This is a genomic window from Sphaerisporangium sp. NPDC049002, assembly GCF_040649355.1.
In the GTDB taxonomy this organism is placed as follows: domain Bacteria; phylum Actinomycetota; class Actinomycetes; order Streptosporangiales; family Streptosporangiaceae; genus Sphaerisporangium.
In genome coordinates, this window is the sequence record NZ_JBEZFH010000067.1 from 20,205 (window position 1) to 33,008 (window position 12,804).

Below are 12,804 nucleotides of genomic sequence, written 5' to 3' on the forward strand. Positions count from 1 at the left end.
CCCCCGGGCTCGTGTGCTCGTCTTCCCGGAAAGTCTCCGCCAAGCGGGAAATGAGCCATCATTCCGCGATCATCAGCCGGGAGGAGCGGAAAAAGGAGCGTGTCGCGGAGCGCGGGCCAACTCTTTTGGCATTTATTGCGCCGGCCGCACGCGGGACATCCTGATTGTCAGCACCGATTCGCCATTGGTGGGAACGCGATGATCACGCCGGTCGTTGGCGAGATGAAGACGAAACGCGCGCGTTCCGACATCGCGGCGAAGTGCTGTTCAGCCCTCCGCCTGCTGATGATGTAACGGGGCAAACGGAGTAACGTTCGCGTTCACGGTCGATGTACGACGACGGGGTGTTTACGGGTGGTCGGCAGGCAGGGCAGGGTCACCGGCAAGATAGGGCCGGGCCTTGTGGGTGAGGTGATGGTGCCGATACGCGGGGGCGTTGAGGCCTTCTACGCGCATCCGACGCTTCCCGACGAAGAGATCCCGGTGGGGACCATCATCGTCGTCGTCGATTATTCGCCGCCGCGCACGGTCTACGTCGCACGCGCGATCGTCTGAATCTCCTCTCCCTCACATTTTCGGAGGTCTCATGACCACCACGGAGCTGGCCCTCTGGGCCGGCGGTGTCGTCTTCCTGTTCGTCGTCGTCATCCTCGTGTTCAAAGCCGTCTGGCGGATCGCCGAGCCCAACGAGGCGTTGATCATCTCCGGCCTCGGGGCGCATACCAAGAACGAGCTGGCGGACAGCCTGGGATTCAAGATCATCACGGGCAAGGGCGCGGCCGTGCTGCCCGGGTTCCAGACGGCGCGGCGGTTGCGGCTCGACAGCCGGGCCACCAACCTCCAGGTCAACTGCGTGACCCAGCAGGGGATCCCCGTCCAGGTGCGCGGCGTGATCATATACAAGGTCGGCGACGACTTCGTCTCGATCGCCAACGCCGCCCGCCGCTTCCTCGACCAGCAGGACAGCATGAACGGCGCGATCCACGAGCTGTTCACCGGCCACCTGCGCTCGATCATCGGCAACCTGACCGTCGAGGACCTCATCCTCAACCGCGAGCGGCTGACCGGCGAGACCCGCAGCAGCGCCGCCGACGAGATGAGCAAGCTCGGCCTGGTGGTCGACTCCCTCCAGATCCAGGAGATCGACGACGAGACGGGGTACATCCTCAACCTCGGCAAGCCGCACGCCGCCAGGGTCGCCGCCTCCGCCCGCATCGCCGAGGCGCAGCGCGACCAGGAGGCCACAGAGGCCGAGCAGGTCGCCGCCGCCAAGAAGGCCGGGGCCGTCCGCGAGTCGCAGATCCAGCAGGCCGGATACCAGGCGGAGATCGACCAGGCCGCGGCCAAGTCGCGCCAGGCCGGCCCGCTGTCCGAGGCGACGGCCCGCCAGGAGGTCGTCGTCCAGGAGACCCGCGCCGCCGAGCTGGAGGCCCAGCTCGCGGAGCAGCGGCTGCAGTCCCAGGTGCGCAAGCCGGCAGACGCACGGGCGTACGAGACGGTGACGCTGTCGCAGGCCGAGCGCGACGCCCGCATCGCGCAGGCGGAGGCCGAGGCCAAGGAGACCGAGCTTCGCGCCGTCGCCCAGGCGTCCCAGGTCAAGCAGGCCGCGGCGGCGGAGGCCGAGTCCGTGCGGCTGCGCGCCGAGGCGGCCGGCGCGGCCTCCCGCGCCACGGGTGAGGGCGAGGCGGCGGCGGCGCAGGCACGCGGCCTCGCGGAGGCCGAGGCGGCGAAGGCCAAGGGTCTGGCCGAGGCGGAGGCGGCGAAGGCCAAGGGCCTGGCGGAGGCCGAGGCGATCAGGGCGCGCGCTCAGGCGCTGGCCGAGAACCAGGAGGCGGTCATCGCCCAGCAGCTCGCCGAGAACTGGCCGGCGATCGTCGAGGCCGGGTCCAAGGCGTTCGGCAACATCGACCACATGGTGGTCCTGAACGGCGCCCAGGGCGTCGAGGAGCTGCTCGCCAAGGCGCTCACGCTCGGAGGCACCGGGCTCGGTCTCGCCCGCTCGTTGCTGTCCGGCGCGACGCCGCCCAGCCTGAACGGCACCGAGCCGCTGACCGGCAAGTCCGTCGACGCGAGCTGATAGCACCGGAGTCCGCGCCCCCCGCCGGGAGGTTGGAGTCCTTCAGGGCGGGGGAAGGAACGGGCAGAAAGCGCGGTGTGCCCCCCGACGGCAACGGTGTTGATTCGCCGAGTTGGTGCGGGCGGGGGGCGAAATGGGGATCAGCGGTTTCCTGGGTCGGTGGCCGGTGCTTCGGCAGCTCACCGGCCCCGACCCGTGCGGGCTGGGCGCGGCGGTCAGGTCACGGAAGACCGACGCGCTGAGGTCCCGCGTCGCCACCGCCGACCGGGTGGTGAAGTCGGTCTGCCCCTACTGCGCCGTGGGCTGCGGGCAGGACGTCTACGTCCGCGACGAGAAGGTCGTCCAGATCGAGGGCGACCCCGACTCGCCGATCAGCCGGGGCAGGCTCTGCCCCAAGGGCTCGGCGACGCTCCAGCTCACCACCGGCCCCGGCCGCGAGCACGGCGTGCTGTACCGCAGGCCGTACGCCACCGAGTGGGAGCGGCTCGACCTCGACACCGCCATGCGGATGGTCGCCGACCGGGTGGTGCGCACCCGGCGCGAGACCTGGCAGGAGGAGTACGACGGCAGGCGCGTGGCCAGGACCATGGGCATCGCGAGCCTCGGCGGCGCCACCCTGGACAACGAGGAGAACTACCTCATCAAGAAGCTGATGACCGGGCTCGGCGTCGTGCAGGTGGAGAACCAGGCCAGGGTCTGCCACAGCTCGACGGTCACCGGTCTCGGCACCTCCTTCGGCCGGGGCGGCTCGACCACGTTCATGCAGGACCTGCAGCACGCCGACTGCGTCATCATCGAGGGCTCCAACTTCGCGGAGGCGCACCCGGTCGGCTTCCAGTGGGTGATGGAGGCCAAGCGGCGCGGCGCCACGATCATCCACGTGGACCCCCGCTTCAGCCGTACGAGCGCCATGGCCGACCTGTACGTGCCGATCCGCGCGGGCACCGACATCGCGTTCCTCGGGGCGATCGTCAACCACGTGCTGACGGAGGGCAAGGACTTCCGGGAGTACGTCCTCAACTACACCAACGCCGCGTGCATCGTCTCCGACGAGTTCCTCGACAGCGAGGACCTGGACGGCGTCTTCTCGGGATGGAACCCCGAGACGCGCACGTACGACGTCAGCACCTGGCGGTACAAGGGGCCCCCGGTGCAGGCGGTCTCGGGGCGGCGGCCGCGGCTGGACGAGTACCACATGCCCGGCAGGAGCGAGGCGCACGGATCGGGCGGCGCCCCGGTGACCCCGCGTCCCGACCGGGACGAGACGCTGACCCACCCTCGCTGCGTCTACCAGATACTCAAGCGGCACTTCGCGCGCTACACCCCGGAGGTGGTCGAGGAGACCTGCGGGATCCCGCGCGAGACCTTCCTGAAGGTCTGCGACGCGCTGACCTCGAACTCCGGGCGTGACCGCACCAGCGCCTTCGCGTACGCGGTGGGGTGGACGCAGCACACCGTCGGCACGCAGTACATACGGACGGCGAGCATCCTGCAGTTGCTGCTCGGCAACATCGGGCGGCCCGGCGGCGGCATCATGGCGCTGCGCGGCCACGCCAGCATCCAGGGCTCCAGCGACATCCCGACCCTGTACAACCTGCTGCCCGGCTACATCCCGATGCCGTACGCGCACACCGACGAGAACCTCGACACGTTCGTCGACGTCATCAGCACGCGGAAGGGCTTCTGGGCCGACGCACGGACCTACGTGGTCAGCCTGCTCAAGTCGTACTACGGGGACGCGGCCACGGCGGAGAACGACTTCTGCTTCGGGCACCTGCCCCGGCTGACCGGCTCGCACAGCACGTACGACACGGTCATGGCGCAGCTCGAAGGGGTGTGCAAGGGCTACTTCCTGTTCGGTGAGAACCCGGCCGTGGGCTCGGCGAACACCGGGCTGCAGCGGCTCGGCATGGCCAACCTCGAATGGCTGGTGGTGCGCGACTTCGCCCTCATCGAGTCGGCGACCTGGTGGAAGGACGGCCTGGAGATCCAGAGCGGCGAGCTGCGCACCGACCAGATCGCCACCGAGGTCTTCTTCTTCCCGGCGGCCTCGCACACCGAGAAGAGCGGGACGTTCACCAACACCAACCGGCTGCTCCAGTGGCACCAGGAGGCCGTCACGCCGAGCGGCGACCGCCGCAGCGACCTGTGGTTCGTCTACCACCTCGGGCGCATGATCAGGGAGCGGCTGGCGGGCTCCACCGATCCGAGCGACCGCGCGATCCTCGACCTGACCTGGGACTACCCGGTGGAGGGCGAGATCGCGGAGCCGAGCGCCGAGGCCGTGCTCCAGGAGATCAACGGGTACGGCCCGGACGGGAGCCCGCTGTCGTCCTACACCGAGCTGTGCGCCGACGGCTCCACCTCGTGCGGCTGCTGGATCTACTGCGGGGTGTTCGCCGGCGGGGTGAACCAGGCGGCCCGCCGCAAGCCCCACACCGAGCAGAGCTGGGTGTCGCACGAGTGGGGCTGGGCCTGGCCGCTCAACCGGCGCACGCTGTACAACCGCGCTTCGGCCGACCCGGAAGGCAACCCGTGGAGCCCGCGCAAGGCGTACGTCTGGTGGGACGCGGACCAGGGCCGGTGGACCGGGCACGACATCCCGGACTTCATCGAGGACCGCCCGCCCGGCTACCGGCCCTCGGACGACGCCGTGGGCACCGACGCGCTGTCGGGGATCGACCCGTTCATCATGCAGGGCGACGGCAAGGGCTGGCTGTACGCCCCGGCCGGGCTCATGGACGGCCCGCTGCCGGTGCACTACGAGCCGCAGGACACCCCCTGTGACAACCCGCTGTACCGCACGCACCGGAGCAACCCGGCGCGGGTGACGTACGACCGTCCGGGCAACCGCTACCACCCGCCGGGCAGCGAGGTCTATCCGTACGTCGTCACCACCTACCGGCTCACCGAGCACTTCACGGCGGGCGGGATGAGCCGCTGGCTGCCCTACCTCGCCGAGCTCCAGCCTGAGATGTTCTGCGAGGTCTCGCCGTCGCTCGCCGATGAACGCATGCTGGAGCACGGCGGCTGGGCCACGATCATCACCGCCCGGGGCGCGATCGAGGCCAAGGTCCTGGTGACCGACCGGATCCCCTCGCTGCGCATGAACGGCCGGGTCGTCCACCAGATCGGCCTGCCCTACCACTACGGGCCGAACGGCTGCGCCACCGGCGACCCGGCCAACGAGCTGGCGCCCATCGTGCTCGACCCGAACGCCGACATCCAGGAGGACAAGGCGTTCACCGCGGACATCCAGCCCGGACGGCGCCCGCGCGGGGCCGGGCTGCCGCGGCTGGTGGAGACGTTCCGCCGGCGGGCCGGCATCACCGAGCCCGCCCACCAGGAGGTCTGAGATGGCTGTGCGTCAGCGTGCCCACGCGCCTGGGGGCCGGAGATGACCGTGCGCCCGATCCCGGTGGCCACGAGCCTGCCGGAGGTCCAGGAGGAGACCGGCTACGCCGAGCATCCGCCTCGGATGGGGTTCTTCACCGACACCTCCGTGTGCATCGGATGCAAGGCGTGCGAGGTGGCCTGCAAGGAATGGAACCAGCTTCCGGCGGACCCGCCGTTCGAGTTCACCGGGCTGTCCTTCGACAACACCGAGCGACTGTCGGCGTCCACCTGGAGGCACGTCGCCTTCATCGAGCAGCGCAAGCCGATCAGGAAGCAGGCGGACTCCGGTGACCAGGGCACCGCCGGCCTGCGCTGGCTGATGGCGTCCGACGTGTGCAAGCACTGCACCGACGCCGCCTGCCTGGACGTCTGCCCGACGGGCTCGCTCTTCCGCACCGAGTTCGGCACCGTGGTCGTGCAGCAGGACATCTGCAACGGCTGCGGCTACTGCGTGTCCGCCTGCCCGTACGGTGTGATCGACAAGCGCGAGGACGACGGCCGGGTGTTCAAGTGCACCATGTGCTATGACCGGCTGGTCGACGACCTCACCCCCGCGTGCGCCAAGGCCTGCCCGACCGAGTCCATCCAGTACGGGCCGCTGGACGAGCTGCTGCCGCGCGCCGCCGCCCGCGTCCAGGAACTGCGGCAGGACGGTGTCGCCGACGCCCGGCTCTACGGCCACGACCCGCAGGACGGGGTGCGCGGCAACGGCGCCTTCTTCCTGCTGCTCGACGAGCCCGAGGTGTACGGCCTGCCCCCGGCCCCGAAGGACACGACGCGCGACCTCGGCTCGATGTGGCGGCACGCGGCCGTCGCCGCGCTGACCCTGGCCTGCGGCATCGCCACCGCCTTCGTCGCGGGACCCCGATGAACCGCGCATCGACGCGACAAGGAGAGTGAGATGACGACGCGAGGCCTCCTTGACGGTCAGGCGACACAGATGGCGGACGAGTACATCTCGTACTACAACCGCCCGATCCTGAAGGCGCCGACCTGGCGCGAGGTGAACATCGGCGGCTACCTCTATCTGGGCGGCCTGGCCGGGGCCTCGTCGGTGTTCGCGGCCGGGGGGCAGCTCACCGGGCGCCCCGGGCTCGCGCGGGCCGGGAAGGTCGCCGCGCTCGCCGGCATCACGATGTCGCTGGTCCTGCTGGTCGAGGATCTCGGCCGGCCGGAGCGCTTCCTCAACATGCTCAGGACCTTCAAGCCCACCTCGCCGATGAACGTCGGATCCTGGCTGCTGGCCGCGTACGCGCCACTGGCCGGAGTCAGCCTGGTCACCGACGTCACCGGACGGTGCCCCCTCGCCGGCCGGGCGGCGTGCTACGGGGCCGCGGTGATCGGCCCGGCGGTCACGACGTACACGGCCGTGCTGGTGAGCGACACCGCCGTGCCCGCCTGGCACGAGGGTTTCCGGGAGATGCCGTTCCTGTTCGCGGGCTCGGCCACGGCCACGGCGGCGGGCGCCGCCATGATCGCGGCGCCGGCGTCGGAGAACGCCCCCGCGCGCCGTGCGGCCGTCTTCGGCGCCGCGCTGGAGTTGGTCGCCGGGCGGCTGATGCGGCGCCGCATGGGCATGATCGCCGAGTCGTACGAGCGGGGACGCGCGGGCACGCTGCTGCGTGCGGGAGAGGCGCTGGCCGTGGCGGGCGCCGCCAGCGCGATGCTGGCGGGGCGGAAGCGCTCCCTCGCCGTGCTTTCCGGAGCGGCTCTCATGGCGGCGTCGGCCTGTGTCCGGCTCGGCGTGTTCTCGGCGGGTGTCGCCTCGGCCGCGGACCCCCGCTACACCGTCATCCCCCAACGCGCCCGCGTAGCCGCGGAGACGGCCGGACGTACGTGAGCGCCCCTGCAGGTGCTGGACGTGAGCGCCCGTTCAAGGCCCCGGACGTGAAAGCCCCGGGCCGTCCGTGTCGGGCGGCCCGGGGCGGGGTGGAGGCTACTTGGCGCCGGCGGCCCATTCGATCTTGTCAACGGTGTCGTTGGTGGCCGTCGGCTCTTCGAGCGAGTGCCCGGCCTTCAGAGTGCGGGTAAGCCCGGGTGCGTCGATGTTGATCAGCTTCGCCTTGTGGTCGGTGTTGTTGACCCAGGAGGAGATGTTGTTGGCCGCGCTGGGTCGTCCGGCCGTACCGCCGGCGATGGGCAGCTTGTTGAGGTCGACCGGGTGGCCGGCCCCGACGCCGTAGGCCGGACCGCCCCGGCCGTAGTCGCGGTAGAGGCACAGCGTCTTCGTGGGGCACTGCTCGCTGTCACCCAGCTTGACGACGCCAGAAGGCAGCCCCGAGTCGGCGGCGGGAATGTCGTCGACCGTGGCGGCCATGGCCGCCACGGCCGGGAGCGAGAACGCGGTCAAGGCCGCGACGGCGGCCGTCCCGAGACAGAACACGACACGATTTGTCACGATTTCTCCCCTGATATCGATGACGTCCGGTCGGCCGAGCCGGCCCTCAAGGGGATGACCCTCCAGGCGGCCTGGCCGTTCCTCATGCGTCAGCCATTAGACACGGGGAGCATCTGATTGCCCACGAACGGTGAGCGCGAGCCGTCGGATGTTTGCCGCCGCCAACACCGCAGTTGGGGAGGGGCTGAAGGAGACGCCTGTCTGTTTCGGGCAAAGGCTCGCAACTCGCCCGAGCCCCGATGACGCAAACGGCCTGGGGGCGCGGCGGCCGATGGCCGGTGAAGGCTGTAATGCGATACTCGTCAGGTGTTTCGCGATTGTGATTCATAGGTACTTCTGAAAGATTTTATTTTGTGATATAATGCAAAAATCTATATGTAGTGTCTCCTCGTGAATTCCAATGGAGAGCCGAGCCAGACCGCGCTCATGGCGGCCGCCGCGCGTGCCGCGCATCTGATCGTCGACGACGAGCCGAGGATCTTCGCCGACACCCTGGCCTACGAGCTGCTGGGAGATCGGGCCGAGGAGCTTGTCGGCTACCACCGCGCGCACGGCACGCATCTCGTCCTCGCGGGCGCCCGCGCGGCGGCGGTCACCCGGAGCCGTTACACCGAGGACCGCCTCGCCGAGGCGATACGGGGTGGCGTCGGCCAGTACGTGATCCTTGGCGCGGGCCTCGACTCGTACGCCTACCGGGGGGAGCCCGCCGCCCAGGTCCGGGTCTTCGAGGTCGACCATCCGGCCACGCAGCGCTGGAAGCGCCGCCTGCTGGAGGAAGCGGGGGTCGCGGCGCCGGGGGCCGTCACCTTCGTCCCCCTCGATTTCGAGACCGAGTCGCTGCTCGACAGTCTCGTCCTCCATGGGTTCGATCCGTCCCGCCCCGCGTTCGTGAGCTGGCTCGGCGTCACGATGTACCTCAGCCACGCGGCCATCGGGCAGACCCTCGCGGTGATCGGCGGTTTCGCGCCCGGCACCGAGCTGGTCAGCGACAGCATGCTTCCCGAGGACCTGCGGGACGAGGCGGGCCAGGCGTATGTCGAGGCCGTGACGCCGGTGTCGGCCGACGGCGGCGAACCCTGGCTGACCTTCCTCGGCCCTGAGGGTATGTCCGCCCTCCTGGAGAAGCACGGCTTCGCCGTCATCGAGCACGTCCACCAGCGCGACACGGTCGACGCCGCGCTATGGGACAGATCCGACGCTCTCCGGCCCTACGAGCTGTCGCTGCTCACCCGCGCAAGAGCGCAGCGATAGGGCCGGAGCGCTGAAGGCTCATCTCCAGAGGGCTCAGTCCTGTACCTGGCTGAGGAGTTCGTCGCGATCGAAGTCGGTCATAAGCGTGAGATTGTACAAGTGCTCGATGGCGGCTCGCCGACTTACCCGCAAGCGAGCCGCGATGGCTGTAATGCCTTCCAAGTCGGTTATCGGATCTGGTGCGTCGGCGATGGCTTGCTGAACCAACCTGGTGGGCATGAGGAACATCGCCGCGAAGGCATTCGCCCGCCGCTCTATGCTTCTGGGAGCCCACGCACCACTCGCGATGGCCAGCTTCTGTCCGCGCGATCTGTCAAAGAGCAAGTGACACAATTCATGGGCCATGCTGAATCGTTGGGCGTTACGAGAAGCAAAAAATGACGACGTGGTGTTGTGAACGATGGTCGGTCGATGATGTGGACCCACCATCGAGCAGGCGCGTATGTTCAGATCTTGCAGCTTACGAGAGACAATTGTGACGCCCAGTTGTTCGAGCAACCCCGCTACGTCCACCCAGCCGTCTGGAAAAGCATCTCCCATGTCCGCATGGATGATTTCGGCAAGCTCATATCCTTGTTCCCATGCCGGTACGGTCAGGTTGGGAAGAACATGCTCGCTCAACTCGTCAAGGGAGTTCACGGTCGCTTGCCTGGAGTATTGCTCTAGCAACACAGACGCCAGCGTGCGGACATCCTCCCTTGCCACCGTGGGTGACAGCGAGCTGAATAGCAAGGCCGCGTGACACGAACCGGCGATGACGAGCGGAGACTCCTCGACCGACAGTGCGGCTTGGGCTCCCTCGTTGTTTCCGGAACTCTTGAGGGCAGCGATGATCTCTTCCCATCGGCTGCGCATGTCGTCTTCGAGGAGACTGCCCTGGATACGCCCGGGGAGTGGAGGAAGTGTTCGAAGACCGGCCAGCCAGTTGAGTCGGCTGTCGTGCTGGCCCGGAAGCCGGAGACTCTCGATCTTCTCACGTAGTGTCGCCACTCTTTCGCTGCCCGGATTCATGCTCATCAGATGCTCCGCCGCCGCCTGCAGAACCTCGTACAGCGGGTCGGCGACCTGCTCCGGATAAAAGTAGGAAACACCAGTGGCCGCGCTATGGCGAAACCCGGTCGGCGCCCCCGATATAGGCTCGTCGTCCCAGCTCACCTCGATTGAATCACGAAATCGACGGATCACTATGTTAGGGATAAGACCGCCTGAGCGCGCCGCCCGCAGGGCATGACGTTGATGCCACTCGTACCACTCTTCCTCCCATGCGACGGTCTCCGCCTCCTCTGCGAGGGCCGGAGCGTTGCGCGTCATTATCAGGGCGGTGGCGGCAGCTTCTTCGACATTGCGGTTGGGGAGCTTCTCCTCGTGAAGGAGCGCATTCCAGTGCTCGGCCAGCCACTCCAGTAGCGGGAGAAGATACCAATGAGTCCTCTGCAGCAATTCACCCTGGCTGATATGTGCGCATAGGTTCTGCCCTTCCACCCACAGTTGAAAAGAGCCCCATGATGTCGCCTCCTCCCCAGTTGCCCCCGTTCCTGAGTCGGGATCGGGCATGAAGGCGAGTCTGAAAGCGAAGATGTCCGTGTTACCGGCGAACTTTTCCCACGTAATGGTCATCGATCACGGCGCCTTCTCGCTCTACGTGCCGTTCTACGGTCGATCTTCTCAGAAGCCACCCACCGTCTCACAGGCCGCAAAGCCGCAGCGCTTCATGCCTTGCCCATGCCAGAGTCAATCGCGGCCGTTCAACATCGTGTCATCTGGAGGCGGCTACGCGCTGGAAACTCTGGATGCTGCGGTCCTCAGTGCTCTCCGTGTCGCTGGGGGCGATGGCGTGATCGGTGTGGTCCAACGGCCGGCTCGCGTCAGGAAGGTCGAACAAGTGTGGCAGGTCGATGCGGACGCGCACGTCTCGCGCCACCCGGCCAGCGGCATCGCCGGGAACAACTCCATGCCACCATCGTGTCCCCGTAGATCACGCTCGGGAGGGCGGGTACGAGCCTGAGCCGGCGAAGGGCCCGGCGTTCCCTGGGTCCTTCGCCGGCTCGCTCGTCGCGGGTCGTCAGAAACTTCCCACAGGCCCGAGAGTGCTCGCGAGCTCGCAGGGGTTGCCGAACGTGCTTATCGACAACAGGAAGTGGTCGTCCCAGACGCCGACCGACGACACCGTCACCGGTTCGTAGATCGTCGGGCAGACCTGTCCGTTCGTACTCTTCAGCTTCTGCACATCGCCGTCCACACGGGCCAGCACGGCACAGGCCTCGCGTGGTCTCGGGTGCGTTCCGCCTCCCTTGGGCGCACACTGCAACACCACGGCCCGGGAGGGGGGTACGAGGACCGGCCCCTGGCCGACCACCAGCACCAGCGCCTTGGCCGAAGCGATCACCTCCGACGCGCCGGACGCGGCGGCGGAGGCACTCGGCGGCGGCTGGCCGGCCGAGGCGGCATTCGCCGCTTGCTGACCGAATCCCGTGACCGCGACGAGGATCACAGCGATGCTGGCCACACCTCCCCAGAAACCTCTCATGCGTATTCCCCCTGGTCATGTTGTGGCGACGGTCACATTCTTGATCGCGGAGATCTGCTGGTCAAAGATCTGGCCCTAGGGGCACGAGCCAACGTCTCGCCTGGTCAGGGCCAACTCCTGGCCCGCTGTCGAGGAGGTCGTCCCGCGTAGGAGCAGATGGGCTACAGCCCCGCGGAGTACAGCAGCCTGTTGTTCGTGCCGCTCGGCACGCCCCTCAGGACGTTCGGAGTGGTCGCGCTGACGAGCCAGGTGAGGACGGTGGACGTGGCGTAGTCGCCGTAGGCCGCCTTGAACAGCGCGCCGACCCCGGTGGCGTAGGGAGCGGCGAAGGAGGTTCCGCTGCCCGAGGTGCTGCCGCCGCCCCGCTTGGCCGAGGTGATGTTCACCCCCGGAGCGATCATGTCGACGCAGGGGCCGGTGTTGCTGAACGAGGCGAAGGCGTCGGTGATGTCGGAGGCTCCGAGCGTCAGCACCCGGGGGGCGCTGGCCGGGGAGACCTCACACGCGTTGGCGGAGCTGTTTCCGGCGGCCACGCTGACGAATACCCCGGAGTCGGCCAGCGCGGTGGCCGCGGCGTTGGCAGCGTCGGACTTCGACCCTCCGAGAGAGGCGTTGGCGACGGCGGGTTTGTGCGCGTTGGCGGCGACCCAGTCGAACCCGGCGATGATCCCGGAGAACGCGCCGCTGCCGTCGCAGCCGAGGACACGGACCGGAACCAGTTTGACGGCGTGGACCACGCCCCAGGTGGTGCCACCGACGATGCCGGCCGTCATCGTGCCGTGGCCCAGGCAGTCGCTGGTGCCGTACCCGTCGTCGATGGCGGTGTAGCCGCGCAGGAGGCGGCCGCTGAACTCGGTGTTGGTCGGGTCGATGCCGCTGTCGATCATGTAGGCGGTCACCCCCGCACCGGTGTGCCGGGAATTGAACTGGCCATTGAGCGGGAGGCGTCGCTGGTCGATGCGATCGAGCCCCCACGAGGTGGTGGGCCCCGCCGGCGGAACGCGCGTCACCGGTCCGGCCGGGCGTGGCGGCGAGTCGAAGGCGTAGGCCAGGGCATCCTGTTCGATCGCCGCGACGGAGGGTTGGAACCGCAACCGGTTGAGCTGCGCGGGCGTCAGCCTGGCGGCGAAGCCGTTGAACACATGCTTGTAGGTC

10 protein-coding genes are annotated in these 12,804 nt (G+C 68.5%); 6 read left to right on the top strand and 4 right to left on the bottom strand.

All coding sequences use genetic code 11. The annotated features are described in order from the left end of the window. Window positions 1–354 precede the first annotated feature (354 nt). The 5 genes from AB0B89_RS16090 to nrfD all read left to right on the top strand — a co-directional run bounded on the left by AB0B89_RS16090 (window position 355) and on the right by nrfD (window position 7,313). A complete protein-coding gene (locus tag AB0B89_RS16090; RefSeq protein ID WP_358552933.1) occupies window positions 355–555 on the top strand; it encodes a hypothetical protein in 201 nt (66 codons plus the stop codon). 31 nt (window positions 556–586) lie between these two features. After that, window positions 587–2,077: an SPFH domain-containing protein gene (locus AB0B89_RS16095; protein WP_358552935.1), complete on the top strand. Its 1,491-nt coding sequence runs from the start codon at window positions 587–589 to the stop codon at window positions 2,075–2,077. A 133-nt stretch (window positions 2,078–2,210) separates the two neighbouring features. Continuing rightward, complete coding sequence (gene fdh / locus AB0B89_RS16100) at window positions 2,211–5,432, top strand: formate dehydrogenase (protein WP_358552937.1); 3,222 nt, start codon at window positions 2,211–2,213, stop codon at window positions 5,430–5,432. Between the two features lie 123 nt (window positions 5,433–5,555). Beyond that, window positions 5,556–6,344, top strand: a complete 789-nt coding sequence (locus AB0B89_RS16105; protein ID WP_358552951.1) for a 4Fe-4S dicluster domain-containing protein — start codon at window positions 5,556–5,558, stop codon at window positions 6,342–6,344. Window positions 6,345–6,374: 30 nt separating this feature from the next. After that, window positions 6,375–7,313, top strand: coding sequence for an NrfD/PsrC family molybdoenzyme membrane anchor subunit (gene nrfD / locus AB0B89_RS16110; protein WP_358552939.1), 939 nt, complete (start codon window positions 6,375–6,377; stop codon window positions 7,311–7,313). Between the two features lie 96 nt (window positions 7,314–7,409). Here nrfD and AB0B89_RS16115 read toward each other — a convergent pair whose 3' ends face one another. Next, window positions 7,410–7,871, bottom strand: coding sequence for a peptidase inhibitor family I36 protein (locus AB0B89_RS16115; protein ID WP_358552941.1), 462 nt, complete (start codon window positions 7,869–7,871; stop codon window positions 7,410–7,412). A gap of 390 nt (window positions 7,872–8,261) precedes the next feature. Between AB0B89_RS16115 and AB0B89_RS16120 the strand changes: the two genes are divergently transcribed. After that, the gene (locus tag AB0B89_RS16120) at window positions 8,262–9,122 is read left to right on the top strand and encodes an SAM-dependent methyltransferase (RefSeq protein ID WP_358552943.1); all 861 of its coding nucleotides are present in this window, start codon (window positions 8,262–8,264) and stop codon (window positions 9,120–9,122) included. A 33-nt stretch (window positions 9,123–9,155) separates the two neighbouring features. On the opposite strand, the gene AB0B89_RS16125 is transcribed toward AB0B89_RS16120, so the two are convergent. From AB0B89_RS16125 to AB0B89_RS16135, 3 genes are all read right to left on the bottom strand, one after another. Beyond that, a complete protein-coding gene (locus AB0B89_RS16125) occupies window positions 9,156–10,739 on the bottom strand; it encodes an ImmA/IrrE family metallo-endopeptidase (protein WP_358552945.1) in 1,584 nt (527 codons plus the stop codon). A 445-nt stretch (window positions 10,740–11,184) separates the two neighbouring features. Continuing rightward, a complete protein-coding gene (locus tag AB0B89_RS16130; RefSeq protein ID WP_358552947.1) occupies window positions 11,185–11,628 on the bottom strand; it encodes an SSI family serine proteinase inhibitor in 444 nt (147 codons plus the stop codon). A 182-nt stretch (window positions 11,629–11,810) separates the two neighbouring features. Beyond that, on the bottom strand, window positions 11,811–12,804 hold a 994-nt coding region (locus tag AB0B89_RS16135), incomplete at its 5' end, for a S8 family peptidase (protein WP_358552949.1).

Coding starts and splice junctions, on each gene's coding strand:
- fdh (WP_358552937.1), top strand. CDS start 2,211: ATGGGGATCAGCGGTTTCCTGGGTCGGTGGCCGGTGCTTCGGCAGCTC.
- AB0B89_RS16125 (WP_358552945.1), bottom strand. CDS start 10,739: ATGACCATTACGTGGGAAAAGTTCGCCGGTAACACGGACATCTTCGCT.
- nrfD (WP_358552939.1), top strand. CDS start 6,375: ATGACGACGCGAGGCCTCCTTGACGGTCAGGCGACACAGATGGCGGAC.
- AB0B89_RS16095 (WP_358552935.1), top strand. CDS start 587: ATGACCACCACGGAGCTGGCCCTCTGGGCCGGCGGTGTCGTCTTCCTG.
- AB0B89_RS16105 (WP_358552951.1), top strand. CDS start 5,556: ATGGGGTTCTTCACCGACACCTCCGTGTGCATCGGATGCAAGGCGTGC.